The following is a 24473-nucleotide window of genomic DNA, read 5'->3' as shown; positions in this document are numbered from 1 at the left end:
CATGTCCTTCTCTTCCCCCATTTTCCGTCAGGCCGTCCGCAGGAAGCGGTCGAGGACGCGGACGCCGAAGTGCAGTGCGTCGACGGGCACACATTCGTCGACTCCGTGGAACAACGCCTGGTAGTCGAAGCCCTCCGGTGTCCTCAGCGGCGAGAAGCCGTAGCCGGTGATGCCGAGTCGCGAGAACTGCTTGGCGTCCGTGCCGCCCGACATGCAGTACGGCACGACGTGGCCCTCCGGCGCGAACTCCTCGACGGCCGCCCGCATGCGCGCGTACGTCGGCGAGTCGACCGGCGCCTGCAGCGCCACCTCGCGGTGGTGGAACTCCCAGTCGACGTCAGGGCCGGTGAGCCGGTCAAGCGTGCGGCGGAACTCTTCCTCGCCGCCGGGCAGAAAGCGGCCGTCGACGTACGCCACTGCCTCACCAGGGATCACATTGACCTTGTAACCCGACTGCAGCATCGTCGGGTTGGCGCTGTTGCGGACCGTCGGGGCGACGAGGTCGGCGGTCGGACCGAGCTTCTCCAGGAAGGCGTCCACGTCGAAGCCGGGCGCTTCGGGGTCGGTCTCCAGGCCGTAGAGCGTGGCCAGTTCGACGAGGGAGGCGCGGACGGTCGGGGTGAGCCGGACCGGCCAGCGGTGCTCGCCGATGCGGGTGATGGCGCCGGCCAGCCTGCTCACCGCGTTGGCGTGGTTGACCTTGGAGCCGTGGCCGGCCTTGCCGCGCGCGGTGAGCTTGAGCCAGCCGGTGCCGCGCTCCCCCGCCGCGATGGGGTAGATCTGATTGCCCCGGCCGTCGTGGAAGGTGAAGGCGCCCGACTCGCTGATGCCCTCGGTGCAGCCCTCGAAGAGCCCGGCGTGCCGGTCGGCGAGGAATCCGGAGCCGTCGGCGGCACTGGCCTCCTCGTCGGCGGTGAAGGCGATCACGAGGTCGCGGCGCGGTCGCACCCCGGCCCTGGCCCACATCCTGACCACGGACAGGATCATCGCGTCCATGTTCTTCATGTCGATCGCGCCCCGGCCCCACACGACGCCGTCGCGGACCTCCCCGGAGAACGGGTCGACGCTCCAGTCCGCGGCCTCGGCGGGCACGACGTCCAGGTGGCCGTGGACGAGCAGCGCGTCCGCCGAGGGGTCGGTGCCCTCGATGCGGGCGACGACGTTCGTGCGGCCGGGGGTGCGCTCCAGGAGGATCGGCTCCAGTCCCGCTTCGGCGAGGCGTTCGGCGGCGTACTCGGCGGCGGGCCGCTCGCGGCAGTCGCCGCCGCCGCGGTTGGTGGTGTCGATGCGGATGAGCTCGGAGGTGAACGTGACGACCTCGTCGAGCGCCCGCGCGTCCACCCGGTCCCCGGGCTCCCGCTCCCCGGACGCCGGCTCCTGCTCCGTCTGCTGGCTAGCCATACTGCTCCTCCACGGCGGCAGAGGCGATCGTCGTAACCGCCTTGAAGGTACGGATCCCCTCGTACATCGTCTCGCTGTCGTACGCGACCTTGCGCTCCCCCGTACGGCGCACGCCCGGCACCACGGTCGACGCCATGGAGAGGTGCTCGGCGTCGAACTCGACCTCCACGGTGAAAGGACCGCCGGCCACCGGCTCGTGGCGCACGGCGAGGGTGGCGGCCTCCTTCGCCGCGGCGCGGATGTCGGCGGCGGTGCGGGCCGGCGTGCGGCAGACCGCCGCGTACCGCGAGACGTGGTCCTTGACGGCGACCTTCAGCGCGCCCGGCGCGTAGCCGAGGGCGTCCTCGCAGGCCAGGTCGTCGCCGGTGACCAGGACGACGGGGACGCCGTACTCGGCGACGACGTGCGAGTTGAGCAGCCCCTCGCTGGCCCGGACGCCGTTGACCCACACGCCCGTGATCTGGTTGGCGAGGTAGGTGTGCGCGAGGACGCCCTCCATGCCGGCGCCCGCGTGGTAGCCGACGAAGGCGATGCCGTCCACGTCGCCGTGCTGCACGCCCTCCACCATGGAGAGCGACTTGTGCCGTCCGGTGAGCATCTCCGCGCGCTCGTCCAGCTGCTCCAGGAGCAGGTTGCGCATGGTCCAGTGCGCTTCGTTGATGAGGACCTCGTCGGCGCCGCCGTCGAAGAACCCGAGCACGGCGGCGTTGACGTCCGAGGTGAACAGGGACCGGCAGCGCTCCCACTGCGGGGTCCCGGGCAGCACGTCGGCCGGCCAGGTCACGCCGGTGGCGCCCTCCATGTCGGCGCTGATGAGGATCTTCATAACCCTCTCCCCTCCCCTCGGCTCGGAGCACCAAACAGCTCACAGTGCCATACGGCTCACACTGCCATCAGGTGCGCAGCGCGAGTGTAGACGGGGGTGCGGGCAGGCTACTCGGCGCCGGTGGCGGGCGCGTCGTCCCAGGCGAGCGACGACATCCGCCAGCCCGCCGGGGTCCGGAGGTACTGGGTGGTCTTGTGGCCGGAGCCCTCGAACCGTGCGCCGTGGTGGCGGCCGGACTTGCGGTAGGCGCTGAACCGGTGGGCGACCGAGCCGAAGATCTCGGTGCGCGCGGAGACCTCCCACTCCGAGAACTCCGTCAGCGTCCCGTCGGTGAGCATCTTCTGCCGGGGTTCGATGAACGTGTCCAGGTCGTAGATCACCGGCTCGTCCCCGACGTTCGCGATGATCCTGCCCTCCGGGATGAAGACGTCGCGGATGACGCCGAGGTCCGGCACGCGGCCGCCGGTGTTGGTGAAGGCCCCGATGAACACGCCCATCAGCCGGTCGAGTTCGGCCTGGACGCCGGAGCCGGACTCCTCCCCGGTGGGCGGCCACTCGTCGCGGAGGACCGACCAGACCTCGCTGTCCTGGCGCACGCCCCGGTACGGGAAGCGCTGCCGCAGCACGCCCTCGCGGGTCATGCCGAGGCGGCGCGCGGCCTCGGTGCTGCGCGTGTTGCCCGACCCCGCCCACCACTCGACCCGGCTCATCCCGCGTTCGCGGAAGGCCCAGTCGATCAGCTCCCGGCAGGCCCGGGTCACCAGGCCGCGCCCCTCGGCGGCCTGCTCCAGCCAGCAGCCGACCTCGCACACTCCCGTTTCGGCGTCGAAGCGGGTGAACATGACGCCGCCGACCAGGGTGTCGTCCAGCCAGATGCCGTAGAGGCGGCCGGTGTCCGCGGCCAGGCGGTCGGCGTAGCGCTGGAGAGTTGCCGTGGCGGATTCCAGGTCGGTGCTGAAGGTCGCCCAGGGTATCCACGGGTCGACGGTGGGCCTCGCGCGGTCCATGTGGGCGAGGAACTCCGGTGCGTGCCAGGGCTCCAGCTGGCGGAGCAGGGCACGGTCGCCGAGCGGCACAGTGAACACGGCAGTCTCGCTCTCTTGGATGCGTTGGGTGCGGGGGTGCGCGGGTGCATGGGTGCGTAACAAGCGTTCGGTACGTAAGGTAGCAGCATGCCACCCGCACCCGGAGACCGTGAAGCCCGCCGCCAAGACGTCTCGGAGGCGGTGTGGCAGGTCCTCGCCGACAAGGGGTTCGGCGGCCTGACCCTGCGCGCGGTCGCCGCCGCGATGGGGGTGTCGACCGGCATGCTGATGCACTACTTCCCGACCAAGCGGGCCCTGCTCACGCACGCCCTGGACCTGCTGGAGAAGCGCACGGCCGAGCGGCCGCGCCGGACGCGTCCCGCGGCGGGCCTCGCCACCGTGCGCGCCATGCTCCTGGACATCCTGCCGCTGACCCCGGGCGACACCGCCCGCAACCGCGTCTGGGTGAGCTCCTGGGACCTCTCCCTCGCCGACGACGAACTCGCCGCCGAGCAGGCCGGCCGCTACGAACGGCTCCGCGCGACGCTCCGCCCCCACCTCGAAGCCGCCCGCGACCTCGGCGAGCTGCCCGCCGCCGCCGACCCGGAACAGCTCGCCGCCACCGCCGTCGCCTTCACCCACGGCCTCGTCGTCCAGGCCCTCTTCGACCCGGACCGGTTCTCCGTGGAGCGGCAGACCGCGCTGCTCGACGACTTCCTGGCGTCGGTGGCGGCGCCCTAGGGCTTGGGCGTCCAGACGGACGGGCGGATCACCACCGCCTCCGTCCTGACCGTGCCGCCGTGCCGGAAGGTGAGGATGAACGGCACGCGGTCGCCGAGACGGAGCGGGCCCCGCGCGCGCACCATGATGTCCACGCCGCGCGGCGACATGGTGAGGCCTTCACCGGCCGGGACGGCGGCAGAGCCCACCATGCGCATGCCGGCGGCGCCGCGACCCATGGGCGTGTACCGGCTGAGCATCACGTCGTCGAAGGCGGGGGACGTCACCGACGTCAGCGCGTCGTCGGAGCCGCCGGTGTTGGAGATCCGGAAGAACGCGGCGGTCTCCTTCGTGTTCCCCTGCGGCCGGAAGACCGTCCCGGTGGACACCTCGACCCGGGCCGGACTTCCCGCGGCACCGAACCCCACCCACGTGGTGAGCAGCCCGAGCGCGACGGCACAGGCCGCAAGGGGTTCGAGCGCGGCACCGAAGGCCTCGCGGAGCCTTTGGCGGTCCGGCTTCCAGGGGTGCGGGTCGGCGGTCATCGTGTGCCTCCCCGCGTGGCGCGGCGTGGCCCGCCGGGGGACGGGCCGCGGGTGGGGCGCCAGGTGCGCAGGCGCAGGCTGTTGCCGACCACCAGCAGCGAGCTCGCCGACATCGCCGCGGCGGCGACCATGGGGTTGAGCAGGCCGACCGCGGCGAGCGGCACGGTGAGGGCGTTGTAGCCGAAGGCCCACAGGAGGTTGACGCGGATCGTGCCCAGGGTGCGCCGGGCGAGCCGGACCGCGTCAGCGACGGCTTCGATGTCGCCGCGCACCAGCGTCACGTCGGCCGCCCCGATGGCCACGTCGGTGCCGCCGCCCATGGCGATCCCGAGGTCGGCGCCGGCCAGCGCCGCGGCGTCGTTCACCCCGTCGCCGATGACCGCGACCCGGTGGCCGCGCGCCTTCGTCTCCCGTACGAGCGCGGCCTTGTCCTCGGGGGTGCAGCGGGCGTGCACGTCGTCGATGCCGAGCTGCGCGGCGACCGCGCGTGCGGTGGCCTCGCGGTCGCCGGTGGCGAGGACCGGGCGCACCCCGAGGCGCCGCAGCCGGTCCACGGCGCGGTAGCTGCCGGGCCGCACCAGGTCGCCGACCGCGACGACCGCTTCGGGCACGCCGTCCACGCGGACCAGGACGGGGGTGTGCGCGGCGGCCTCGGCCGCTGCCAGCGCGCGGGCGAGCTCGCCGGTCAACTCGTCACCGGGCGAGCGCACTTCGACGAGGTGCCCGTCGACCTCGCCGCGGACGCCCTGCCCCGCCACCGCGCTGAACTCCCGCACCGGCGGCAGCGCCTGAACGGACAGGGACTTTTTCGCGTACGAGGTGATCGCCCGGCCCAGCGGGTGTTCCGAGCCCTCCTCCACGGCCCCGGCGAGCCGCAGCACCGCCTCCTCGCCGATGCCGTCGGGCACCGCCGTGACCGCGGTGACGCTCATGCGGCCCGAGGTGAGGGTGCCGGTCTTGTCCAGGACGACGGTGTCGATGTGCCGCAGCGCTTCGAGGGCCTGCGGGCCGCTGACCAGGACCCCGAGCTGGGCGCCGCGGCCGGTGGCGGCCATCAGGGCGGTGGGGGTGGCGAGCCCGAGGGCGCACGGGCAGGCGACGACGAGGACGGCCACGCAGGCGGTGACGGCCGCCTGCGGATCGGCTCCGGCGCCGAGCCAGAAGCCGAGGACCGTGGCGGCGAGCGCGAGCACCACCGGCACGAACGCTCCGGCCACCGCGTCGGCGAGCCGTTGCGCGCCCGCCTTGCCCGCCTGAGCCTCCGTCACCATTTGGGTGATGCGGGCCAGTTGCGTGTCGGCGCCGACGGCTGTGGCGCGGACGAGGAGCAGGCCGCCCGCGTTGACGGCGCCGCCGGTCACCCGGGAGCCCGGCCCGACCTCGACGGGTTCGCTCTCCCCGGTGACCAGGGACAGATCCACGGCGGAGCTGCCCTCCACGACGGCCCCGTCGGTGGCGACCCGCTCGCCGGGCCGTACCACGAAGACCTGCCCGACGCCCAACTGCCCCAGCGGGACGAGGCGTTCCGTGGCACCGTCCCGTACGGCGACGTCCTTGACGGCGAGCCCGGCGAGGGAGCGCAGGGCGGCGCCGGTGCCGTGCCGGGCCCGCGCCTCCAGGAACCGCCCGGTGAGGACGAACAGCGGGACGCCGACGGCCGCCTCCAGATAGACGTGCGCGGTGCCGTTGTCGGCGGTGGGCAGCAGGGTGAACGGCATGGTCATGCCGGGGACGCCCGCGCCGCCGAGGAAGAGCGCGTACGCCGACCAGCCGAAGGACGCGGCGACGCCGAGGGAGACCAGCGTGTCCATGGTGGCCGCCGAGTGCCGCAGGTTGCGCAGCGCACGCAGGTGGAACGGCCACGCGCTCCAGGTGGCGACCGGTGCGGCGAGCGCGAAGCAGAGCCACTGCCAGTTGCGGAACTGCAGGGCGGGCACCATGGAGAGGACGAGTACGGGCACCGCGAGCAGAGCGGTGACGAGCAGGTGCTCCCGCTGCCGCTGCCGTTCCCGGTCGGCCCCGGAATCCGTCGGCTCCGCTCCGTCCGGTGGCCGTTCCCCGTCGGCCGGCTCGGGCGGCGGGGGCAGCTCCGCCGTGTAGCCGGACCGCTCCACGGCGGCGACGAGTTCGTCCGGTGTGACGTGCGGCGGGTGGCTGATCCGGGCGCGGCCGGTCGCGAGGTTGACCGTCGCGCTCACACCCTCCAGCCGGCCGAGCCGCTTCTCGACCCGGTTCACGCAGGCGGCGCAGGTCATGCCGCCGATGGCCAGATCGGTGGTGACGGCGGCGTCCGCCGCTCCGGTGGCCATCAGTGGCCTCCGCCGTGCGTACCGCCCACGCCGCCGCCGTCTCCGCCGCCGTCACCGGTCCCGGAGTCGGTGGTCGATTCGTGCATGCCGGGCGCGACCGGTCCGGCCGCCCGCCCCACGGCGTACGACGCGGCGAAGATCAGCACCAGCAGCAGGAGGAAGCCGCAGAGCGCGGGCGGCGGCACGAATCTCCGCCGTTGGTGGTCAGCCACCCGGCCTTGGTGGTCAGCCATCGCCCGGCCTTGATGGTCAGCCATCACCGCTCCCGATCGCGCGAAGGCACGGACCGGGCGGCCCGCACCGCTTCAGGAGTCGGACGCGGTCGCCGTCGAGTTCCCGGGAAGATCAGAACTGGCCAGATCCTTGCGGGCCATGGCTATCTGGCCACTCGCGGCCGGTGAGGGGGGCGGCCGAGGATCGGAGGCATGAAGATTCTCTGGGTATTCGCACATCCGGAACGGCGCTCACTGGGCGGTTCCCTGATGACCGACGGTCTGCGCACGCTGGAGTCCCTCGGGCACGAGCACCGCACGTCGGACCTGTACCGCATGGGCTGGAAGGCCGTGGTGGACGCCGACGACTTCGGGGGCCGGCCGCGCGAGCGGCTCTTCGTGGGCGCCGAGCAGGAACGCGCCTACAGGGGGCGGTCGTTGAGCGAGGACATCCGCCGCGAGCAGGAGAAGATCGCGTGGGCGGACACGCTGGTCTTCCAGTTCCCGCTCTGGTGGTTCGGGCCGCCCGCGATCCTCAAGGGCTGGTTCGACCGCGTGCTCGTCCAGGGCTTCGGCTTCGGCCTGGAGGGGCCCGACGGCCGCACCCTGCGGTACGGGGACGGCGGCCTGGCCGGGAAGCGCGCGCTCGTCGTCACCTCGGTGGGCGCGCGGGAGTCCGGCTTCGGCCCGCGCGGCATCCACGGCCAGCTGGACCAGGTGCTGTTCCCCCTGCTGCACGGCACGTTCTGGTACACGGGCATGGCCGCGCTGCCGCCGTTCGTCGTGTACGGCGCCGACCGGCTCACCGCCGCGGGGTACGCCCGCGAAGCGGCGGAGCTGAGGGAGCGCCTGCGCACCCTGCGCACCACCGATCCGCTGCCCTTCCACCACGAGAACGGCGGCGCCTACGACGAGGACCTGGTGCTGCGGCCCGAGCTCGCGCCGGGCCTGTCCGGGGTGGGCGTGCACCGTTGAGCCCGGCCGTGCGGACTCGCCGTCACGGCTCCGGGCGAGGAAGGTGGACAGGCACGCGTCATCCACCCTCTCTCCGAAGGACACGACACGTATGGCGGACCACCTTCCCCCCGTCGGCGTCGAGGAGGAGTACTTCCTCGTCGACGCCTCGCACCGTGCCGTCGTCGCAGCAGCCTCCCGGGTCCTGCCCCGCCTGAAACCGGTGGTCGGGGACCTCGTCACCGGCGAGGCGTCGCAGTACCAGGTGGAGGGCAAGACGCCACCCTGCGGGACGCTGGGCGAACTCCTTCACCAGCTGCGACGCGTCCGCAGGGCCGTCGCCGCCGCGGCGGCCGACGAGGGCCTGCGCCTCGTCGCCTCCGCCACGCCCCTGCTCGGCATGCGCGCGCCGATACCGCTCAGCACCGACCCCCACTACCTCGCCCAGGTCGAGACGTTCCGGTCGCTGTACGACACCTTCGCCTTCTGCGGCCTCCACGTCCACGTGCAGGTTCCCGACCGCGACCACGCAGTCCTCGTCAGCAACCACCTGCGGCCGTGGCTGCCGACCCTCGTGGCGCTGTCGGCGAACTCGCCCTTCTGGGAGGAGCGCGACAGCGGGTACTGCAGCTGGCGGACCCTGGGCGCCACGCGCTGGCCCGTGGCGGGACCCCCGCCGTACTTCTCCTCGGCCGCCCACTACGACGCGCTCGCGGCCTCGCTGCAGGTGGCGGGCGCGACCCACGGGGAACGCTCGCTCTACTGGGACGTACGCCCGTGCGCGCACCTGCCCACCCTGGAGATCAGGGCGATGGACGTCACCACGAGCGTCGAGGAGGGCGCGGTCCTTGCCGTCCTGGTGCGGGCGCTGGTCGTCCAGGCCCTTGAGCGGGTGCGGCGCGGCGACCCCGGCCCCGCCGTGGACGACGCCCTGCTGCGCGCCGCGTACTGGCGCTGCGCCCGGGACGGCCTGACCGGGCACAGCCTCGACCCGCGGACGAACCGGCTCGTGCCGACCGCGCACCTGGTGCGGCAGCTCCTCGACTACGCCCGCCCGGCCCTTGCGGCCCACGGTGACCTCCAGCAGGTGACCACGGTCCTGCGGCGGCTCGTCACGTACGGCGGCGGGGCCGAGCGACAGCGGGCCGCCCACGCGCGGGCGGGCAGTCTTCTCGACGTCGTCGACGATCTGGCCGACCGCACCACTGTGGGTGTGGCGCCGGGCACGGCCCGGGTGCGCCGCGCACCGGTGCGGCCGGATCCGGAACTGGGGGTGCTGGACTGACCCCACGGGTGGGGGTGCTGGACTGACCCCACGGGTGGGGGTGCTGGACTGACCCCACGGGCACGGGTCAGAGCCCGACGTTCAGCGTGTGTCGCCGCGTGCGGGTGTGTCGCGGGCGCCGAGTCGCAGGTGCTCGATGTGGTAGACGGCTTCGTCCAGGAGCTGGGCCACGTGGTTGTCGTACAGGCTGTAGACGATGCGGCGGCCCTCGCGGGCGCCCGTGACCAGGCCGAGGGCGCGGAGCAGGCGCAACTGGTGGGAGACCGCCGACTGTTCCATGCCGACCGCCTCGGCGAGCGCGCCGACACCGCAGGGGCCCTGGCGCAGCTTGCTGAGGATCATCAGCCGGGACGGCGTGGCCAGCGCCTGGAGCGTGGCGGCGATCGTGGCGGCGGAGTCCGCGTCGAGGTGTGTGGCAGGGCTGATCTCGCTGTCGACTCCGTGTCCCATGCGGCAATCCTACTCGTCATACACTTGAAGACCTCTTCATGTGTTCCGCTATGGTGAGGACCGTTCGCGAGGCCGTCACGGCCCGTGCCGCCGCGTGGCCCCTCCGCTCGCCGCCCGGCCCCTTCGCCCTGCCCCGTCCACGAAGAGGTGTCCCCCGATGCCCTCCGCGTCCTCCGCGCCCTCCGGGTCCTCCGGGTCCTCCGGGTCCTCCGGGCCCTCCGGGTCCTCCGCGTCCTCCGGGTCCTCCGCCCTGGTGGGCGACCGGCCGGCCCCGCCCCTCGCCCCTGCCGCACCCGCACCAGCACCACCGCGCCGCACCCGCCTCCTCGCCCTGCCCGAGGCCCGCTGGGCGGCGCTGGCCACCGCCGCGTTCCTGCTCGCGTGCCCGCTCGAACTCGCCGGGGCGCCCGGCCTGCTGTGGGGCCCGCTCTACGTCCTCTGTTACGTCGCCGGCGGCTGGGAGCCGACCGTGGCGGGGCTCCGGGCGCTGCGGGAGCGGAGCCTCGACGTCGACCTTCTGATGGTGGTCGCGGCCCTCGGCGCGGCGGCCATCGGGCAGTTCCTCGACGGCGGTCTGCTCATCGTCATCTTCGCGGTGTCCGGGGCGCTGGAGGCGCTCGCCACCCGGCGCACCACGGACTCCGTGCGGGGGCTGCTCGACCTGGCGCCGGCCATGGCGGTGCGGGTGACGGAGACGGGCGGGACGGTCGGGGAGGAGCGGGTGGGGGTCGACTCGCTGCGGGTCGGCGACACCGTGCTCGTACGGCCGGGTGAGCGGCTGCCCGCCGACGGCACCGTGCTCGACGGCGGCAGCGAGGTGGACCAGGCCACGATCACCGGCGAACCGCTGCCGGTGCCGAGGGAGCCGGGCGACACGGTGTTCGCCGGCACCCTCAACGGCACGGGGGTGCTGCGCGTCCGCGTCGACCGGGACCCGGCGGACTCGGTCATCGCCCGCATCGTCGCCATGGTCGAGGAGGCCGGTGCGACGAAGGCGCCGACGCAGCTGTTCATCGAGAAGGTCGAACAGCGGTACTCGGTGGGCGTGGTGGTGGCCACCCTCGCGCTCTTCGCCGTCCCGCTCGCGCTCGGCGCCGACTTCGCCGGGACGCTGCTGCGGGCCATGACCTTCATGATCGTGGCGTCGCCGTGCGCGGTGGTCCTCGCGACGATGCCGCCGCTGCTGTCGGCCATCGCCAACGCCGGGCGGCACGGGGTGCTCGTCAAGTCCGCCGTGGTGATGGAGCGGTTGGGCGCGGTGACCAAGGTCGCCCTGGACAAGACGGGGACGCTCACCGAGGGCACGCCCCGGCTCACGGAGGTCCGGCGGCTGCCCGGCACGGAGCTGACCGAGGACGAGGTGCTCGCCCTCGCCGCGGCCGCCGAGCACCCCAGCGAGCACCCGCTGGCCCGCGCCGTGGTCACCGCCGCCCGTGAACGCGGCCTGACCCCGGAGCCCGCCCGGGACTTCACGGCGGAGCCGGGGCGGGGTGTACGGGCGGTCGTCGCGGGCCACGTGGTCGAGGTCGGCACCCCGGATCGCCTCCTCACCCCGACGCCGCCGGACCAACCCCGCGCCACGACCACGCCGGACAAGCTCCGCGCCACGGCCACACCCGACCGGCTCCTCGGCACGGCCGCGCCGGACCTGCCCGAGGACGACAGCCGCACCGTCGCCGCGGTCCGGCCGGAATCCACGCGGGGCGGCACTGCGGAACCGGGTTCCAGCGCACGGGACTTCGGCGCGCAGGGCGGGCCCGGCGAGCGAGCGGTCGTGGCCGGCCGCGAGATGGCGCCCCACAGTTCGGGCCGGCTCGCCGCCACGGCCGCGCCGGGCCGGCCCGAGGACGACGACGCCCGCACCGTCGCCGTCGTCCTGGTCGACGGCGTGCCCGTCGCGACCCTGCACCTCACCGACCTGCCGCGACCCGAGGCCGCCGAAGCGGTCGCCGCACTGGGCCAACTCACCGGCTCCGCCCCGGCTTTGCTGACCGGTGACAGCGCCCGGGCCGCCGCGCCGACGGCCCGGGAGACGGGGATCGAGGACGTGCGGGCCGGGCTGCTCCCGCAGGACAAGGTCGCCGCCGTGCGTCAGTGGGAGGAGCGGGGGGAGCGGGTCCTGGTCGTCGGCGACGGCGTCAACGACGCGCCCGCGCTCGCCGCCGCGCACATCGGCGTCGCCATGGGCGGGACCGGGTCCGATCTGACCCTGGAGACCGCAGACGCCGTCGTCGTCCGCGACGACCTCACCGCGGTCCCGGCGGTCGTGGCCCTCTCCCGCCGGGCCCGGCGGGTCGTGGTGCAGAACCTCGTCATCGCCTCCGTCTGCATCGGCGCGCTGGTCGTCTGGGACCTGGCGGGGCACCTGCCCCTCCCCCTCGGCGTCGCGGGCCACGAGGGCTCCACGATCCTGGTCGGCCTCAACGGCCTCCGCCTCCTGCGGACTTCGGCGTGGCGGCCCCGGCCCGACGCTCCCGGCACATCCCGCTGACCCACAGGACGGCACCCTCCGCCAACTCACCGAGCTCAAGGATGCACACCAGGTCGACGCAGGCCGAGGAGGAACTGGCAAGCCGGCCTTGCCCCCCGGAGGGCGTCGCCGGCCACCAGCGACCACAGGTCGCAACGGACCCCGCAGCACCGGCCTCCAGGTGCCAGGCCGGACTCGGCGGGGGTGTGCACCGGCCTGGCGAAACCCGCACGGGACCGGGCGGTCACGCACCCCCCACCGCCTACGCCCCGCCCCTCCCGGACCCGCACTCCCCGCACACCCCGCTGAGTTCGAGGGTGTGCTCGAGCTCTGCGTAGCCCGTGGTCTCTGCCAGGTGCTCCGCCCACGCCTCCACCGCGCCCGCGTCCACCGGTCTGCTGCGGCCGCAGCGGCGGCAGATGAGGTAGTGGCGGTGTTCCTCGGTGGGGCGCCGCAGGTAGAGCCGTTCGCCGGTCTCGTCGCGTACGACGTCGACGAGGCCGGCGCGGTCCAGTTCGCGCAGCGCGCGGTAGACGGTGGTGAGACCTACGGCCCTGTCGGAACCGGCGAGCAGGGCGTGCAGTTCCTGTGCGGAGATGAACTCCCCGCAGTGCCCGAGCGTTTCGAGGACGGCGGCACGCTGCCGGGTCCTGCGCACGCCGGCCTCGGGCCCCGCGTCGGGACGGCGGCGCTCCTCCCCGCGTCCGAGACGGGATCTCGTCGTCACGGCACGTCGTCCTGTCCGGTTCGGGGGACGCTGGCAGGTATGGCGGGGGCCGTGGCACAAGGGCGGCCGAAGGTGAGGGTGCGGTAGACCGTCACCCCGCCCCCCGCCCGGCCGCCGCCCGTCAGCTCCCCACACGCCTGCGCCGCCGCGGTGACCCGCCGCGTGTACGCGGGGTCCGTGGCGTCGAGCAGCACCCCCAGCGTCGTACCGCTGTGGCCGACCGCCACGCCGAGGCCGCCGACCTCGCGGCAGATCTCCCGCATGGGCTCCAACGACCTCTTGTGGCGCAGGGTCTGGTTCATGAGGGCGCTGCGCGTGGCGATCCGGCCGACCTCCGCCAGGTCGTGGTGGCGGACGGCGGCGGTGAGCCGTTCGAGCAGGTCGGCATAGGTGCGCCGGTCGGCCGCCGTGAACGGCTTGGGGATGCGGTTGAAGTCCACCGTGTCGACGGAGCCGCCCTCGTCGATGCCGACCACCGCCATCGGGGGCAGTGAGCCGAGGATCGCGCGGAGCCGGACGCTGCGGTGGTGGAAGGCGACGATCGCGGGGTAGAGCACGCCGTCGGTGGGTTCGATGCGGGACAGGAGCCGCTCGATCCTGGCGGGCGGCATGGGGACGTCGAGGGCGCGGCCGACCGCCCGCGCGGTGGCGACGAGGTCGGCGGACGAGCTGGCGAGCCCCTTGCCCTCGGGGATGACGCTGCTGACGGTCAGCACCCCGCCGGGCGGCGCGCATCCCGGCGCGCGGGGCGCCAACTCCGCGATCATCCGGGCGAGTCGGAGCGCCTTGGTCTTGCGCGGCGGCCAGACCTCCAGCTCGCCCGACGCGGAGCCCTCCCGGAAGGTGGCCATCGTCCACCGGGCGACGGGCAGCGTCACGAGGAAGTCCCCGTCGCCCTCGCCACCCTGCCGGCCCTCCGGCAGGACACCCTGGAGCAGCTCGCCGAAGGTGCCGAACGCGGTACCGACCCCGGCCCTCGGCGGCGGCCCGTGGCGCGGCGGTCGGGTCGGGCGGGACCGGGCTGCGGCCCCCTGGAACAGCTTCACGCGACTCCTCTCGAACGTCGCGGCGCACCCGGCACGGCACCCCGCGCGGACCAGTGTGCCGAACTTACCCGCTCTTGACAATCATTTTCATCTAGTGTGATGCTCTCGGCGTTCCGGGGCCGCTCCGGGGGCTGCCCGCACTCCCCCGGCGCCCCTCCCTGCCCGCTCGTCCCTACGGGGGGATCCCAGCCATGCACGCACACATCGCAGAAGCGGTGAAGAAGCCCGATCTCATATCCCTGGCACCGGACTTGGCCTGCCTCCGCTTCGAGACGATGAAGATCTACTCGGCCCTCGGAGCCGTCCGGCACCTGCTCGACTCCGGCGCCGTCCGGCCGGGCGACACCCTCATCGACAGCTCCAGCGGCATCTACGCCCAGGCCCTCGCGCTCGCCTGCCACCGCTACGGAATGAAGTGCCACATCGTGGGCTCCACCACGGTGGACCGCTCGACCCGCGTGCAGCTGGAGATACTCGGCGCCACGCTGGAGCAGGTCGCGCCCTCCAAGGACCTCCGGCTCGACCAGGAGCTGAGGGTGCGGCGGATCGCCGAGATCCTCGCTGACAACCCCTCGTACCACTGGATGCGGCAGTACCACGACGACATCCACTACTACGGCTACCGCGAGGTGGCCGACGAGATCGGCAAGGACCTGCCCGCGGGCCCCCTCGCGCTGGTCGGCGGCGTCGGCTCGGGCGCCTCGACGGGCGCCCTCGCCACCTATCTGCGCGAGGCGGGGCGCGACGTGTCGCTCGTCGGCGTGCAGCCCTTCGGCAGCGTCACCTTCGGCTCCGAGCACGTCGCGGACCCGGACATGATCATCGCCGGGATCGGCAGCGCCATCGAGTTCCGCAACGTCCGGCACGAGCTGTACGACCGCGTGCACTGGGTGAACTTCGACAGCGCCGTGTCCGGGGCGGTCTCCCTGCTGCGCACCAGCGGCATCTTCGCCGGGCTCTCGGCGGGCGCCGCCTATCTGAGCGCGCTGTGGGAGCGGCGCAGGGACGACACGCGTACGTACGTCTTCATCGCGGCCGACACCGGCCACCGCTATGTCGAGAGCGCCTACGCCCGGCACGAACAGGCCCTGGACATCGAGACGTTGAAGCCGCACGAGATCACCTCGCTCGGCGACCTCAAGCCCCCCTGGTCCACGACGGCCTGGCCGCCCGCTACCTCCTGAACCCGCCCGCCCCCCGGAGAGAAAACACATGTCACACCCCACGCCCCACACCGTCGCGGAGCTCACCGACGCCGTCCTGTCGGGCGCCCACGGCCCCGACCCGGCCGAGCTCACCGTCACCAGCGCGTTCTGGCTCTACAACACCACCCGGCTCGCCGGCGGCGACGTCACCTACCACAACCACTACCTGCTGCTCCGCGTCGGCGACTCGTTCGGCGCCTGCTCCTTCGAAGCGGGTGAACTCGCCCCGGGCTTCTGCGAGAACGCCTCCGGCCACTCCCTGGACAAGCTGCTGCGCGACGAGTCCGCGCCGGTACGGACCGCCGCCCTCGACGCCTACCTCGCCCGGGTGCGCCCGCACCGCGACACCGCCGACGCCGAGCGCGTCATGCTGCCTGCCGGCACGCCCGAGGTCCGTGCCGAGGCCCGCGACGCCGCCATCGCCGGGCTGCTCGACATCGAGCCCGGCGCGAAGGTCGCCCTGATCGGCGTGGTCAATCCGCTCGTCGCGGCGATACGGGAGCGGGGCGGCGTCTGTCTGCCCTGCGATCTGAACCTGCGGACGACCGCGTGGGGCGAGCCCGTCTCCGACGACATGACCGAGGTGCTCGCACAGGCCGACGCGGTCGTCGCCACCGGCATGACGCTCAGCAACGGCACCTTCGACCTGATCCTGCGCCACTGCGTCGAGCACGGAGTGCCACTGATCGTCTACGCCCAGAGCGGCAGCGCCGTCGCCCGCGCCTTCCTCGGCGCGGGCGTCACCGGACTCAACGCGGAACCGTTCACGTTCTCCCAGTTCAGCGCCGACCCCACGCCGATGTACCGCTACCGCGCCGCCCTCGCGCCGAACGGAGCGGCAGCGTGAGCGTCGACGCCGTCAAGAACCCGGCGCAGGACAGCGCCGAGGAACCGGTACCGGGCGATCTGCGGATGGCCCGCACCCTGTGGCCCGTGCTGCTCGCCTCCGCGGTCGGCCTGTTGCCCTTCACCGTCTTCAGCACGTATCTGGTGCCCATCGCCGACGAGGCCGGCAGCAGCGTCGCCGCGATGGGCGGCCTGCGCGGGCTCGGCGGCCTCGCCGCCCTGCTGGTCGGCACCGCGCTGGCGCCGCTGATCGACCGGGTGCCCAAGGAGTGGGCCGCGGCGGGCGCGCTCGTCGCGCTCGGCGGGTCGGCCGCGCTCGGCGCCGCCGGGGACTTCGCTCTGCTCGCCGTGTTCTGCCTGCTGATCGGCGCCAGTACGTCCGTGCTGAACCCGGCGCTGACCGCCGCGGCCGCCGACCGCTTCGGCACCGGCAAGGCGGCGGGGCGCGCGGCCACCCTGGTCACGGCCACCCAGTCCATGACCGCCATGCTCGCCGCCCCCGTCATCGCGCTGCCCGCGCTGTTCTGGGGCTGGCAGGGCGACCTGATCGGCGTGACCGTGGTGTCGCTGCTGCTCGCGGTGGTCTTCGTGGCCCGGCGCAGGCAGCAGCGGGAGTCGGACGGCGCCGAGACCGCCGAGGACACCCCGCGACTCGGCTACCTCGCCTCGTTCAAGGCCCTCGCGGCGGTGCGCGGCGCGGTGCCGCTGCTGCTGATCGGGTTCCTGCGCACCGCCGTCTTCATGGGCTACCTGTCGTACCTCGCGGCCTTCTACGAGGAGCGGTTCGACCTCGACGCCGGGCTGTTCGCGTTCGTGTGGACGCTGAGCGGCGCCGCGTTCTTCGTCAGCAACCTCCTCACCGGACGGATCACCAACTCGGCTCAGCCGCGCATCGGCACGGAACGCCTGCTCGCCATCGGCCTGGTCGCCGCCCTCGTCTCCGTCGTGGGCTTCTACTTCACGCACTGGCTGCCGCTGGCCCTCGTCATGACCGCGCTGCACGCGGCGAGCCACGCGATCGTCGCCGCGTGCGTGGTCAGCCTCATCGTGCGACGCTGCGGCACCACGCTGCGCGGCTCCGCGCTCAGCCTCAACGCGGCGGGCCAGAGCCTCGGCGTGTTCGTCGGCGCGGCGCTCGGCGGCGCCGGCCTCGGCCTGGCCGGCTACCCGGGAACCGCGGCCGCCTTCGGCACCCTCGTCGTCGTGGCGCTCGGCGCCGCCGCGCTGGTGCTCCGCGGCACGTCGAAGGCGGGCACCGCGTGAGCACCCTCACACAGGCGCCGCCGGCCGGGGCCCCGAAGAGCCGGGCCGCCGTGCGGGAGCGGCTCGCCTCCCCCAGGGCCCTCGTGCTGACCTGTGTCGCGCTCTTCGTCGTCCTTGTCGCGTCGGTCGTCGTGGCGATCGGCCTCGGCGCGGCCTACGTGTCGCCCGCCGACACCACCCGCTATCTGTGGGCGGCGCTCAGCGGCGGCCGCATCGGCGCCGACGAGACGACGACGTACCAGATCATCTGGCAGATCCGGACCCCGCGCGTGCTGCTCGCCGCGCTGGTGGGCGCCGGTCTGAGCGCGGTCGGCGTGGCCATCCAGGCGATGGTGCGCAACGCGCTCGCCGACCCGTTCGTCCTGGGCGTCTCCTCGGGGGCGTCGGTGGGCGCGGTCGGCGTGACGGTGACCGGCGGCCTGGCCGCGCTCGGGGTGTACGCGGTGTCGGCGGGCGCGTTCGTCGGCGCGCTCGTCGCGTCCTTCCTCGTATACGCCGCGTCCAGTGACCGGGGCGCCCTCTCCCCGCTGCGCCTGGTCCTCACCGGCGTGGCGATGTCGCTCGGCTTCCAGGCCGTGATGAGCGTGATCATCTACTTCGCCCCGGACAACGAGGCGACGTCGATGGTCCTGTACTGGACCATGGGCAGCTTCGGGGCCGCCGCCTGGGGGACGCTGCCCGTCGTCTCCGCGGTCGTGCTGCTCGGCGTCGCCGCGCTGTACCGGTACGGCAGGGCGCTGGACGTCCTGGCGCTCGGCGACGAGACCGCCGCGAGCCTGGGCGTCAGCCCGGACCGGCACCGCAAGTCCCTGCTCGTGCTCGTCTCCCTGATCACCGGCGTGATGGTCGCCGTGAGCGGCGCGATCAGCTTCGTGGGGCTCGTCATGCCGCACCTGGTGCGGATGGTCGTCGGCGCCACGCACACCCGGGTGCTCGCCGTCGCGCCGCTGGTCGGCGCGGTGTTCATGGTCTGGGTCGATCTGCTGTCCCGGACGGTGGTCGCGCCGCGCGAACTGCCGCTGGGAGTCATCACGGCGCTCGTCGGCGTGCCGGTGTTCATCGGCCTGATGCGCCGCAAGGGCTATGTGTTCGGGGGGCGTTGACATGACCGACATGCACGACGAAGCAGCCGAGAGGTCCGTGATGGACCTGCGCATCGACGGGCTCGGCGTCGACATCGACGGCAGGAGCCTGGTGCGGGACCTCTCGCTCGATGTGGGCGAGGGCCAGGTCGTCGGTCTGGTCGGCCCGAACGGCAGCGGGAAGTCGACCGCGCTGCGCTGTGTGTACCGGGCGCTGCGGCCGGCCACGGGCACCGTCCGGGTCGGCGGGGACGACATCTCCCGGCTCTCGATGCGCCGCGGCGCGCAGCTCGTCGCCGCCATGACGCAGGACGGCGCCGTCGACCTCGACTTCACGGTGGCGGAGGTCGTGGCGCTCGGCCGGGCCCCGCACCAGCGCGGCAACCAGGCGCTCACCGCCCGCGAACGCGAGCTGTGCGCACGGGCGATGGAGCGGCTCGACATCCACCACCTCGCCGGGCGCGGCGTCCTGACCCTGTCCGGCGGGGAACGGCAGCGCGTGCTGCTCGCCCGTGCCCTCGTCCAGGAGCCGCGGGTCCTCGTCCTCGACGAGCCGACCAACCACCTCGACGTACGCCATCAGATAGAGGTCCTCTCGCATCTGCGCGGCGCCGGGCTCACCGTCCTCGTCGTGCTGCACGACCTGAACCTCGCGGCGGCCGCCTGCGACCGGCTCGGCGTGCTGTCGCAGGGGCGGCTCGTGGCGTCCGGAACACCCGAGGACGTCCTCACCGAAGACCTGGTGGCCGACGTGTTCGGCGTGCAGGCCAGCGTCATCAAGCATCCGCTGACAGGTGACCCGCAGCTGCTGTACGCGCTCCACCCCACCCTCTGAAAAAGCGTCCGTCTGGCACGCCCCTCTGAAACGCCCCTCTGAACGTCCCTCTGAAACGTCCTTCTGAAAGGCACCGACTCCCCATGTCCCACACCCGATCCATCGCGGCCGGCTCCGCGCTCGCGCTGACGCTGCTCGTCGGCTGCGGCGCCGAGGTCGACTCGGACAGCGCCGCCGATGCGGCCGAGAAGACCACCGTCAAGCGCTGCGGCGAGCCGGTCTCCTACAAGGTCCCGCAGCGGGCCGTCGCGTACGAGGGCGGCAGCGCCGACAAGCTGTTCAGCCTCGGCCTGACCGAGCACGTCCACGGTTACGTGATGCCGCCCGCCAACCCGCCGGTGAGCGAGTCGCCCTGGGCGTCGGAGTACGCCAAGGTGAAGATGCTCAGCGACGACCTGCTCAACAAGGAGGTCGTCGTCGAGGCGAAGTCCGACTTCGTCGTCGCGGGCTGGAACTCCGGCTTCAGCGACCAGCGCGGCATCACCCCGAAGACCCTGGACAAGCTCGGCATCCAGAGCTTCATGCACACGGAGAGCTGCTTCAACTACCCTGGATATCCGGAGAAGGTCACTCCGTTCAAGGCGCTCTACAGCGACCTGGAGCGGCTCGGCAAGATCTTCCGGGTCGAGGAGAAGGCGGACCGGGTCGTCGGGGACCTGAAGAAGCGCGTCGCGGCCGTGGAGAAGAAGGCGCCCAAGGACGGCGAGCGGGTGCCGGTGTTCCTCTACGACTCCGGCACCGACCAGCCCTTCACGGCGGGCAGCCAGGTCCCGCCCAACGACATCATCAAGAGCGCGGGCGGCAGGAACATCTTCGACGGCCTCGACGAGCGCTGGACGCAGGTCAACTGGGAGGCCGTGACGAAGGCCGAGCCCGAGGTCGTCATCATCTTCGACTACGGCGACCAGCCCGCGAAGAAGAAGATCGAGTTCCTGAAGAAGTCCCCGCACACGAAGGAACTGCCCGCCGTCAAGAAGAACAACTTCTTCGTCCTCGACTACAACGAGGGCATCAGCGGGCCACGCAACATCGACGGCCTGGAGAAGTTCGGCAAGTACCTCAGGGAGCTCAAGGGCTGAGCACCGCGCCGGAGTTCAGCCCGCGAAGGGGACGCCCGGCAGCCCGCGGCCCGCGTCCGGCACGACCAGGACCGACCCCGACAGGGGGTGCGGGCGGTCGAGGCCGGTGCGGGCCGTGGTGATGTACAGGTCGCGCAGGTCCGGGCCGCCGAAGGCGCAGGCCGTGGGGCGGCGCACCGGGAGCTCCACGGTGCGGTCGAGACGGCCGTCCGGTGTGTAGCGGCGGACCTGCGCGCCGTCCCAGAGCGCGACCCACACGCAGCCTTCGGCGTCGACGGTGAGCCCGTCGGGGAAGCCCGCGCTCTCTTCGATGTGCGCGAACGTGCGCCTGTTGAGAGCGCGTTGCCCGTCGTGGTCGAAAACGTCGATACGTCGAGTGGGGCTGTCGACGTAGTAGACGAGGCGTTTGTCGGGGCTCCAGCCGGTGCCGTTGCTGACGGCCACGTCGCCGAGGAGCTCGGTCGTGGTGCCGTCGGGGCCGATACGGGTGAGACTGCCGCCACCCGGCGCCTCGTCGTAGCGCATGGTGCCCGCCCAGAGCGAGCCGTCGGGCGCGACGGCGGCGTCGTTGCCCCGCCGGCCCGGTGCCGGGTCGTGCACCAGCCAGCTGAAGGGCGCACCACCCGGTCCGTACAGGCCGATGCCGTCGCGGAGGTTGACCACCAGGCCGCCGCCCGCGCGGGGCTTGGCGGCGCCGACGTGCTGCTCGGTCGCCATGACGGTGCGTCGGCCGGCCACGGGGTCGTACGTGTGGACGCGCGAGCCGAGGATGTCGACCCAGATGAGGTGGCCGGCGTCCGCGTCCCAGGTGGGGCCCTCGCCGAGCGCTGCCTCCGCGCGCACCGCCACGTCGTACGCGCGCCTCGTCGCGTGCGCCATCGCGCGCCCCGCCACGTGCGTCATCGCGCGCCCCGGTGGCCGAGGCGGACCGACAGGTCACCGGCGCCCTTGGCGGCGAGCTCGGCCAGTTCGCGCTCGCGCTCCTCGCTCCAGCGGATCATCGGCACGGAGATGGAGAGCGCCGCGACGACCTGCCCCGCACTGTCCCGCACCGGCGCCGCCACACAGCTGACGTCCGGGTTGGACTCCCGGTGCTCGACGGCGACGCCCCGCTCGCGGATGTCGGTGAGCGCGGCGAGCAGCTCGTCGGGGTCGGTGATGCTGTCGGCGGTCATCGCGGTGAACTCCCGCCCCCGCAGCCGGGATTCGAGCTCGTCCGGGGGCAGCGAGGCCAGCAGCATCTTGCCGACCGAGGTGCAGTGCGCGGGCAGGCGGCGGCCCGCCGCGGAGACCATGCGCACGGCGTGCGTGGAGTCGACCTTGGCGATGTAGATGACGTCGGTGTCCTCCAGGATCGCGACGTGGACGGTCTCGTCGCAGGTCTCGGCGACCTCGCGGGCCACCTGCTGCCCCTCGGCGGCGAGGTCGAGCTGCTCGGCATAGCGGCTGCCGAGCTGGTAGGTGCGCACGCCGAGGCGGTAGCGCCCGGGCTGGTCCGGGATCTGGACGAGATACGAGCGGGCCGCCAGGGTGGTGAGCAGCTCGTGCACGGTGGTGCGCGGCAGCTGGAGTCTGCGGGTGACCTCGGGCGCGGAGAACGTGCCGTCCCCTTCCAGGAACAGTTCGAGTATGTCCAGCGACCTGGTCACCGCGGGCACCAGTCGTCCCATGAGTTCGGCCTCCCACCCTGCGCGTCCGAAACCGTCCGAAACTTCGGTCGCTGATCGATATGACGAACACAGGGTAGGCACGGCGCCGTTCGCGGCGCAATGGCCGCCTCCCTCCCGACAGGCGGTTGTGCGCGACCCATTGACACCTTCCGGCCGCCGTGAATAACGTCACGCCAGCATTTCGAACGTGTGACGAAATACCGAACAAGTCAAGGGGCAACTGCCTTGCGCATTACGGGAATCAGCACGCATGTGGTCGGGACGCCGTGGCGTAACCTCACCTATGTCCAGGTCCACACCGACGAGGGCCTGACCGGTGTCGGTGAGACCCGCATGCTCGGCCACACCGACGCGCTCATCGGCTACCTCCGCGAGGCGGAGGCCAACCACATCAAGGGGTCCGACCCGTTCGCGGTCGAGGACCTCGTGCGCCGCATGAAGTACGGCGACTACGGCCGGGCCGGCGAGATCGTGATGTCGGGCATCGCCGTCATCGAGATGGCCTGCTGGGACATCAAGGGCAAGGCGCTCGGCGTCCCCGTCTGGCAGTTGCTCGGCGGGAAGGTCACCGACCGCGTCAAGGCGTACGCGAACGGCTGGTACACCACGGAGCGCACCCCGGAGGCGTACCACAAGGCCGCCCAGGGCGTGATGGAGCGCGGCTACCGCGCGCTGAAGATCGACCCGTTCGGGACCGGCCACTACGAACTGGACCACGAGCAGAGCCTGTACGCGGTCTCGCTGATCGAGGCCGTGCGCGACGCCATCGGGCCCGACGCCGAGCTGATGCTGGAGATGCACGGCCGGTTCTCGCCCGCCACGGCCGTCCGGCTCGCGCGCGACCTCGCGCCGTTCCGGCCCGCCTGGCTGGAGGAGCCCGTCCCGCCGGAGAACCTGAAGGCGCTGGAGAAGGTCGCCGCCAAGGTCGACATGCCGGTGGCGACCGGCGAGCGCATCCACGACCGGATCGAGTTCCGCGAGCTGTTCGAGAGCCAGGCCGTGGACATCATCCAGCCCGACGTCGGCCACATCGGCGGCATCTGGGAGACCCGCAAGCTCGCGGCCACCGCCGAGACGCACTACATGCTGGTCGCCCCGCACAATGTCGGCGGCCCGGTGCTGACCGCCGCCTCGCTCCAGGTCGGCTTCACCGCGCCGAACTTCAAGATCCTGGAGCACTTCAACGACTTCGCGGACGCGGACATCAAGAAGGTCGTGAAGGGCGCCCCGCAGGTCGACCCGGAGACCGGCTGCTTCGAGCTGTCGCACGCGCCGGGTCTCGGTGTCGAGCTGGACACCGACGCCGCCGCCGAGTTCCCGCAGCAGCGGGCGCGGTTCGACCTGTGGGCCGAGGGCTGGGAGAAGCGGAATCCCGGCGGGGCCGACGCATGACATCGCGCGCCGTCGTCGTCGACCGCCCCGGCAGCCACCGCCTGGTCACCGGGGAGCGCCCCGAGCCGCGCCCCGGCGAGGTCCTCGTCGAGGTGGCCGCCGCCGGGATCTGCATGAGCGACCGCGAGGTGTACGACGGACACCGCGACGCCGCGTACGTCCGCTACCCGGTGATTCCCGGCCACGAGTGGGCAGGGACCGTGGCGGCCGTCGGCGCCGGGGTCGACCCCGGCCTGGTCGGGCGGAAGACCGTCGCCGAGGGCTTTCGCGCGTGCGGCGTCTGCGAGCGGTGCCGGTACGGCGAGACGAGCCTGTGCGGCGGCGGCTACGCGGAGACCGGGTTCACCGAACCCGGCGCCTTCGCCGACCACGTCGTCGTGCCCGCGCGGCTGCTGCATCCGCTGCGTGACGACGCCGATCTGCGGGCCGCGGCCCTGCTCGAACCGTCCGCCGTGATCGCGGCGGCCGTGCGGGCGGGCGGGCCGCGGGCCGGCGAGCGGGTCGCGGTGGTCGGCGCGGGGACGCTCGGGCTGCTCGCGGTGCAGTGGCTCGCGGCAGGCGGCCCCGCGGAGCTGACCGTCGTCGATCCGCGCGCGGCACGTGGGCAGCTGGCCCTGGGCTTCGGGGCGACCTCGGCGCTCTCCCCCGCGGAGGCGGGGTCCGTGAACGGGTCCTTCGACCTCGTGGTCGAGACGGCGGGTGCGGCGACCACTGCCGCTTCGTCGTGTCTGCTCGCCCGCAGGGGCGGGCGGGTGGTGCTCACCGGGATGTTCACGGAGGGGGCCGTCGGGATCGATCCCGTGCATCTGTCCGTCAGCCAGCTGGAGGTACGGTCCGTCTTCGGGGCGTCGTCCGGCGCGTGGGCCGATGCGGTACGGGCGTTCGAACTCGGGCTGCTCGATCCGGCTCCGCTGATCACGCATGAGTTTCCCTTGGAGCGGTTCGGGGAGGCGGTTTCCCTGGTCGGGGGTGGTGATCCCGGGACCGGGAAGGTCTTGTTGCTGCCCTGAGCTCTTCTCTTCGGCTGCGGGGCGGGGGTGGCTGGTCGCGCAGTTCCCCGCGCCCCTGAGCACACCACACACAGGCCCCCCGCTTGCGCGGCCTCACCGAAGCACACCCCACGACACGAAC

General features: G+C 73.0%; 23 protein-coding genes. 12 read left to right on the top strand and 11 right to left on the bottom strand.

Annotation, left to right across the window (positions count from 1 at the left end; genetic code table 11):
• Positions 1-27 precede the first annotated feature (27 nt).
• The 3 genes from ACZ7LU_RS04270 to ACZ7LU_RS04260 all read right to left on the bottom strand — a co-directional run bounded on the left by ACZ7LU_RS04270 (position 28) and on the right by ACZ7LU_RS04260 (position 3312).
• The gene (locus tag ACZ7LU_RS04270) at positions 28-1401 is read right to left on the bottom strand and encodes a M20/M25/M40 family metallo-hydrolase (protein ID WP_471915635.1); all 1374 of its coding nucleotides are present in this window, start codon (positions 1399-1401) and stop codon (positions 28-30) included.
• Positions 1394-2227, bottom strand: a complete 834-nt coding sequence (locus ACZ7LU_RS04265) for a M55 family metallopeptidase (RefSeq protein WP_471150525.1) — start codon at positions 2225-2227, stop codon at positions 1394-1396. Before ACZ7LU_RS04265 ends, ACZ7LU_RS04270 begins: the two co-directional genes overlap by 8 nt.
• Before the next feature lie 107 nt (positions 2228-2334).
• Positions 2335-3312: a GNAT family N-acetyltransferase gene (locus ACZ7LU_RS04260; RefSeq protein ID WP_471915634.1), complete on the bottom strand. Its 978-nt coding sequence runs from the start codon at positions 3310-3312 to the stop codon at positions 2335-2337.
• Positions 3313-3399: 87 nt separating this feature from the next.
• Here ACZ7LU_RS04260 and ACZ7LU_RS04255 point away from each other — a divergent pair, with 87 nt between their 5' ends.
• Positions 3400-3993 (top strand): TetR/AcrR family transcriptional regulator, encoded by a 594-nt coding sequence (locus tag ACZ7LU_RS04255; RefSeq protein ID WP_471111628.1) that lies wholly within the window; start codon positions 3400-3402, stop codon positions 3991-3993.
• On the opposite strand, the gene ACZ7LU_RS04250 is transcribed toward ACZ7LU_RS04255, so the two are convergent.
• Genes ACZ7LU_RS04250 through ACZ7LU_RS04240 form a run of 3 tightly spaced genes read right to left on the bottom strand, consistent with a single transcriptional unit; the run spans position 3990 to position 7059 of the window.
• Entirely contained in the window at positions 3990-4517 is a 528-nt protein-coding gene (locus tag ACZ7LU_RS04250) for a copper chaperone PCu(A)C (protein ID WP_471915633.1), read from the bottom strand. The genes ACZ7LU_RS04255 and ACZ7LU_RS04250 overlap by 4 nt on opposite strands.
• Positions 4514-6826, bottom strand: a complete 2313-nt coding sequence (locus ACZ7LU_RS04245) for a heavy metal translocating P-type ATPase (RefSeq protein WP_471915632.1) — start codon at positions 6824-6826, stop codon at positions 4514-4516. The genes ACZ7LU_RS04250 and ACZ7LU_RS04245 overlap by 4 nt, the downstream gene beginning before the upstream one ends.
• Positions 6826-7059 carry a hypothetical protein gene (locus tag ACZ7LU_RS04240; protein ID WP_468557982.1) on the bottom strand — a complete coding sequence of 78 codons (234 nt, stop codon included), beginning with the start codon at positions 7057-7059 and terminating at the stop codon, positions 6826-6828. The genes ACZ7LU_RS04245 and ACZ7LU_RS04240 overlap by 1 nt, the downstream gene beginning before the upstream one ends.
• 192 nt (positions 7060-7251) lie before the next feature.
• Between ACZ7LU_RS04240 and ACZ7LU_RS04235 the strand changes: the two genes are divergently transcribed.
• Together ACZ7LU_RS04235 and ACZ7LU_RS04230 are read left to right on the top strand one after the other, a co-directional pair.
• On the top strand, positions 7252-8013 hold the full coding sequence (locus tag ACZ7LU_RS04235) for an NAD(P)H-dependent oxidoreductase (protein ID WP_471915631.1): 762 nt from the start codon (positions 7252-7254) through the stop codon (positions 8011-8013).
• A gap of 91 nt (positions 8014-8104) precedes the next feature.
• Positions 8105-9277: a carboxylate-amine ligase gene (locus ACZ7LU_RS04230; RefSeq protein ID WP_471915630.1), complete on the top strand. Its 1173-nt coding sequence runs from the start codon at positions 8105-8107 to the stop codon at positions 9275-9277.
• Between the two features lie 81 nt (positions 9278-9358).
• Here ACZ7LU_RS04230 and ACZ7LU_RS04225 read toward each other — a convergent pair whose 3' ends face one another.
• Positions 9359-9727, bottom strand: a complete 369-nt coding sequence (locus tag ACZ7LU_RS04225; RefSeq protein ID WP_398299704.1) for an ArsR/SmtB family transcription factor — start codon at positions 9725-9727, stop codon at positions 9359-9361.
• Between the two features lie 157 nt (positions 9728-9884).
• Here ACZ7LU_RS04225 and ACZ7LU_RS04220 point away from each other — a divergent pair, with 157 nt between their 5' ends.
• Positions 9885-12218 carry a heavy metal translocating P-type ATPase gene (locus ACZ7LU_RS04220; RefSeq protein WP_471915629.1) on the top strand — a complete coding sequence of 778 codons (2334 nt, stop codon included), beginning with the start codon at positions 9885-9887 and terminating at the stop codon, positions 12216-12218.
• A gap of 241 nt (positions 12219-12459) precedes the next feature.
• On the opposite strand, the gene ACZ7LU_RS04215 is transcribed toward ACZ7LU_RS04220, so the two are convergent.
• Together ACZ7LU_RS04215 and ACZ7LU_RS04210 are read right to left on the bottom strand one after the other, a co-directional pair.
• Positions 12460-12924, bottom strand: a complete 465-nt coding sequence (locus ACZ7LU_RS04215) for a Fur family transcriptional regulator (protein WP_471915628.1) — start codon at positions 12922-12924, stop codon at positions 12460-12462.
• Positions 12921-13970 (bottom strand): GHMP family kinase ATP-binding protein, encoded by a 1050-nt coding sequence (locus ACZ7LU_RS04210; RefSeq protein ID WP_471915627.1) that lies wholly within the window; start codon positions 13968-13970, stop codon positions 12921-12923. Before ACZ7LU_RS04210 ends, ACZ7LU_RS04215 begins: the two co-directional genes overlap by 4 nt.
• Before the next feature lie 191 nt (positions 13971-14161).
• Between ACZ7LU_RS04210 and ACZ7LU_RS04205 the strand changes: the two genes are divergently transcribed.
• The 6 genes from ACZ7LU_RS04205 (at position 14162) to ACZ7LU_RS04180 (ending at position 20280) form a co-directional block, all read left to right on the top strand.
• A complete protein-coding gene (locus ACZ7LU_RS04205) occupies positions 14162-15154 on the top strand; it encodes a pyridoxal-phosphate dependent enzyme (RefSeq protein WP_471915626.1) in 993 nt (330 codons plus the stop codon).
• Between the two features lie 28 nt (positions 15155-15182).
• Entirely contained in the window at positions 15183-16022 is an 840-nt protein-coding gene (locus ACZ7LU_RS04200) for a Rossmann-like domain-containing protein (protein WP_471915625.1), read from the top strand.
• Positions 16019-17284 carry an MFS transporter gene (locus tag ACZ7LU_RS04195; RefSeq protein ID WP_471915624.1) on the top strand — a complete coding sequence of 422 codons (1266 nt, stop codon included), beginning with the start codon at positions 16019-16021 and terminating at the stop codon, positions 17282-17284. Before ACZ7LU_RS04200 ends, ACZ7LU_RS04195 begins: the two co-directional genes overlap by 4 nt.
• A 50-nt stretch (positions 17285-17334) precedes the next feature.
• Complete coding sequence (locus tag ACZ7LU_RS04190) at positions 17335-18387, top strand: FecCD family ABC transporter permease (protein WP_471916475.1); 1053 nt, start codon at positions 17335-17337, stop codon at positions 18385-18387.
• 40 nt (positions 18388-18427) lie between these two features.
• The gene (locus ACZ7LU_RS04185) at positions 18428-19201 is read left to right on the top strand and encodes an ABC transporter ATP-binding protein (protein ID WP_468713599.1); all 774 of its coding nucleotides are present in this window, start codon (positions 18428-18430) and stop codon (positions 19199-19201) included.
• An 83-nt stretch (positions 19202-19284) separates the two neighbouring features.
• A complete protein-coding gene (locus ACZ7LU_RS04180) occupies positions 19285-20280 on the top strand; it encodes an ABC transporter substrate-binding protein (protein ID WP_468302451.1) in 996 nt (331 codons plus the stop codon).
• A gap of 15 nt (positions 20281-20295) precedes the next feature.
• Here the strand turns inward: ACZ7LU_RS04180 and ACZ7LU_RS04175 are convergent, their stop codons facing one another.
• Both ACZ7LU_RS04175 and ACZ7LU_RS04170 read right to left on the bottom strand, forming a co-directional pair.
• On the bottom strand, positions 20296-21183 hold the full coding sequence (locus ACZ7LU_RS04175) for an SMP-30/gluconolactonase/LRE family protein (protein ID WP_471915623.1): 888 nt from the start codon (positions 21181-21183) through the stop codon (positions 20296-20298).
• The gene (locus ACZ7LU_RS04170) at positions 21180-21950 is read right to left on the bottom strand and encodes an IclR family transcriptional regulator (protein ID WP_471915622.1); all 771 of its coding nucleotides are present in this window, start codon (positions 21948-21950) and stop codon (positions 21180-21182) included. Before ACZ7LU_RS04170 ends, ACZ7LU_RS04175 begins: the two co-directional genes overlap by 4 nt.
• Before the next feature lie 225 nt (positions 21951-22175).
• On the opposite strand from ACZ7LU_RS04170, the gene ACZ7LU_RS04165 reads away from it, so the two are divergent.
• Together ACZ7LU_RS04165 and ACZ7LU_RS04160 are read left to right on the top strand one after the other, a co-directional pair.
• Complete coding sequence (locus ACZ7LU_RS04165) at positions 22176-23342, top strand: mandelate racemase/muconate lactonizing enzyme family protein (RefSeq protein ID WP_398299723.1); 1167 nt, start codon at positions 22176-22178, stop codon at positions 23340-23342.
• On the top strand, positions 23339-24352 hold the full coding sequence (locus tag ACZ7LU_RS04160) for a zinc-dependent alcohol dehydrogenase (RefSeq protein WP_471915621.1): 1014 nt from the start codon (positions 23339-23341) through the stop codon (positions 24350-24352). The genes ACZ7LU_RS04165 and ACZ7LU_RS04160 overlap by 4 nt, the downstream gene beginning before the upstream one ends.
• Positions 24353-24473 lie beyond the last annotated feature (121 nt).

It is taken from the genome of Streptomyces sp. NPDC039462, from assembly GCF_055639375.1.
Note: the sequence above shows the minus strand (reverse complement) of the source record. Positions and strands in the feature narration are given on the sequence as shown.

Excerpts from the sequence above, each read along its gene's own strand:
- ACZ7LU_RS04270 (WP_471915635.1), bottom strand. The coding sequence starts at position 1,401 with ATGGCTAGCCAGCAGACGGAGCAGGAGCCGGCGTCCGGGGAGCGGGAG.
- ACZ7LU_RS04265 (WP_471150525.1), bottom strand. The coding sequence starts at position 2,227 with ATGAAGATCCTCATCAGCGCCGACATGGAGGGCGCCACCGGCGTGACC.
- ACZ7LU_RS04255 (WP_471111628.1), top strand. The coding sequence starts at position 3,400 with ATGCCACCCGCACCCGGAGACCGTGAAGCCCGCCGCCAAGACGTCTCG.
- ACZ7LU_RS04250 (WP_471915633.1), bottom strand. The coding sequence starts at position 4,517 with ATGACCGCCGACCCGCACCCCTGGAAGCCGGACCGCCAAAGGCTCCGC.
- ACZ7LU_RS04245 (WP_471915632.1), bottom strand. The coding sequence starts at position 6,826 with ATGGCCACCGGAGCGGCGGACGCCGCCGTCACCACCGATCTGGCCATC.
- ACZ7LU_RS04240 (WP_468557982.1), bottom strand. The coding sequence starts at position 7,059 with ATGGCTGACCACCAAGGCCGGGTGGCTGACCACCAACGGCGGAGATTC.
- ACZ7LU_RS04235 (WP_471915631.1), top strand. The coding sequence starts at position 7,252 with ATGAAGATTCTCTGGGTATTCGCACATCCGGAACGGCGCTCACTGGGC.
- ACZ7LU_RS04230 (WP_471915630.1), top strand. The coding sequence starts at position 8,105 with ATGGCGGACCACCTTCCCCCCGTCGGCGTCGAGGAGGAGTACTTCCTC.
- ACZ7LU_RS04225 (WP_398299704.1), bottom strand. The coding sequence starts at position 9,727 with ATGGGACACGGAGTCGACAGCGAGATCAGCCCTGCCACACACCTCGAC.
- ACZ7LU_RS04220 (WP_471915629.1), top strand. The coding sequence starts at position 9,885 with ATGCCCTCCGCGTCCTCCGCGCCCTCCGGGTCCTCCGGGTCCTCCGGG.
- ACZ7LU_RS04205 (WP_471915626.1), top strand. The coding sequence starts at position 14,162 with ATGCACGCACACATCGCAGAAGCGGTGAAGAAGCCCGATCTCATATCC.
- ACZ7LU_RS04200 (WP_471915625.1), top strand. The coding sequence starts at position 15,183 with ATGTCACACCCCACGCCCCACACCGTCGCGGAGCTCACCGACGCCGTC.
- ACZ7LU_RS04185 (WP_468713599.1), top strand. The coding sequence starts at position 18,428 with ATGGACCTGCGCATCGACGGGCTCGGCGTCGACATCGACGGCAGGAGC.
- ACZ7LU_RS04180 (WP_468302451.1), top strand. The coding sequence starts at position 19,285 with ATGTCCCACACCCGATCCATCGCGGCCGGCTCCGCGCTCGCGCTGACG.
- ACZ7LU_RS04175 (WP_471915623.1), bottom strand. The coding sequence starts at position 21,183 with ATGACGCACGTGGCGGGGCGCGCGATGGCGCACGCGACGAGGCGCGCG.
- ACZ7LU_RS04170 (WP_471915622.1), bottom strand. The coding sequence starts at position 21,950 with ATGGGACGACTGGTGCCCGCGGTGACCAGGTCGCTGGACATACTCGAA.
- ACZ7LU_RS04160 (WP_471915621.1), top strand. The coding sequence starts at position 23,339 with ATGACATCGCGCGCCGTCGTCGTCGACCGCCCCGGCAGCCACCGCCTG.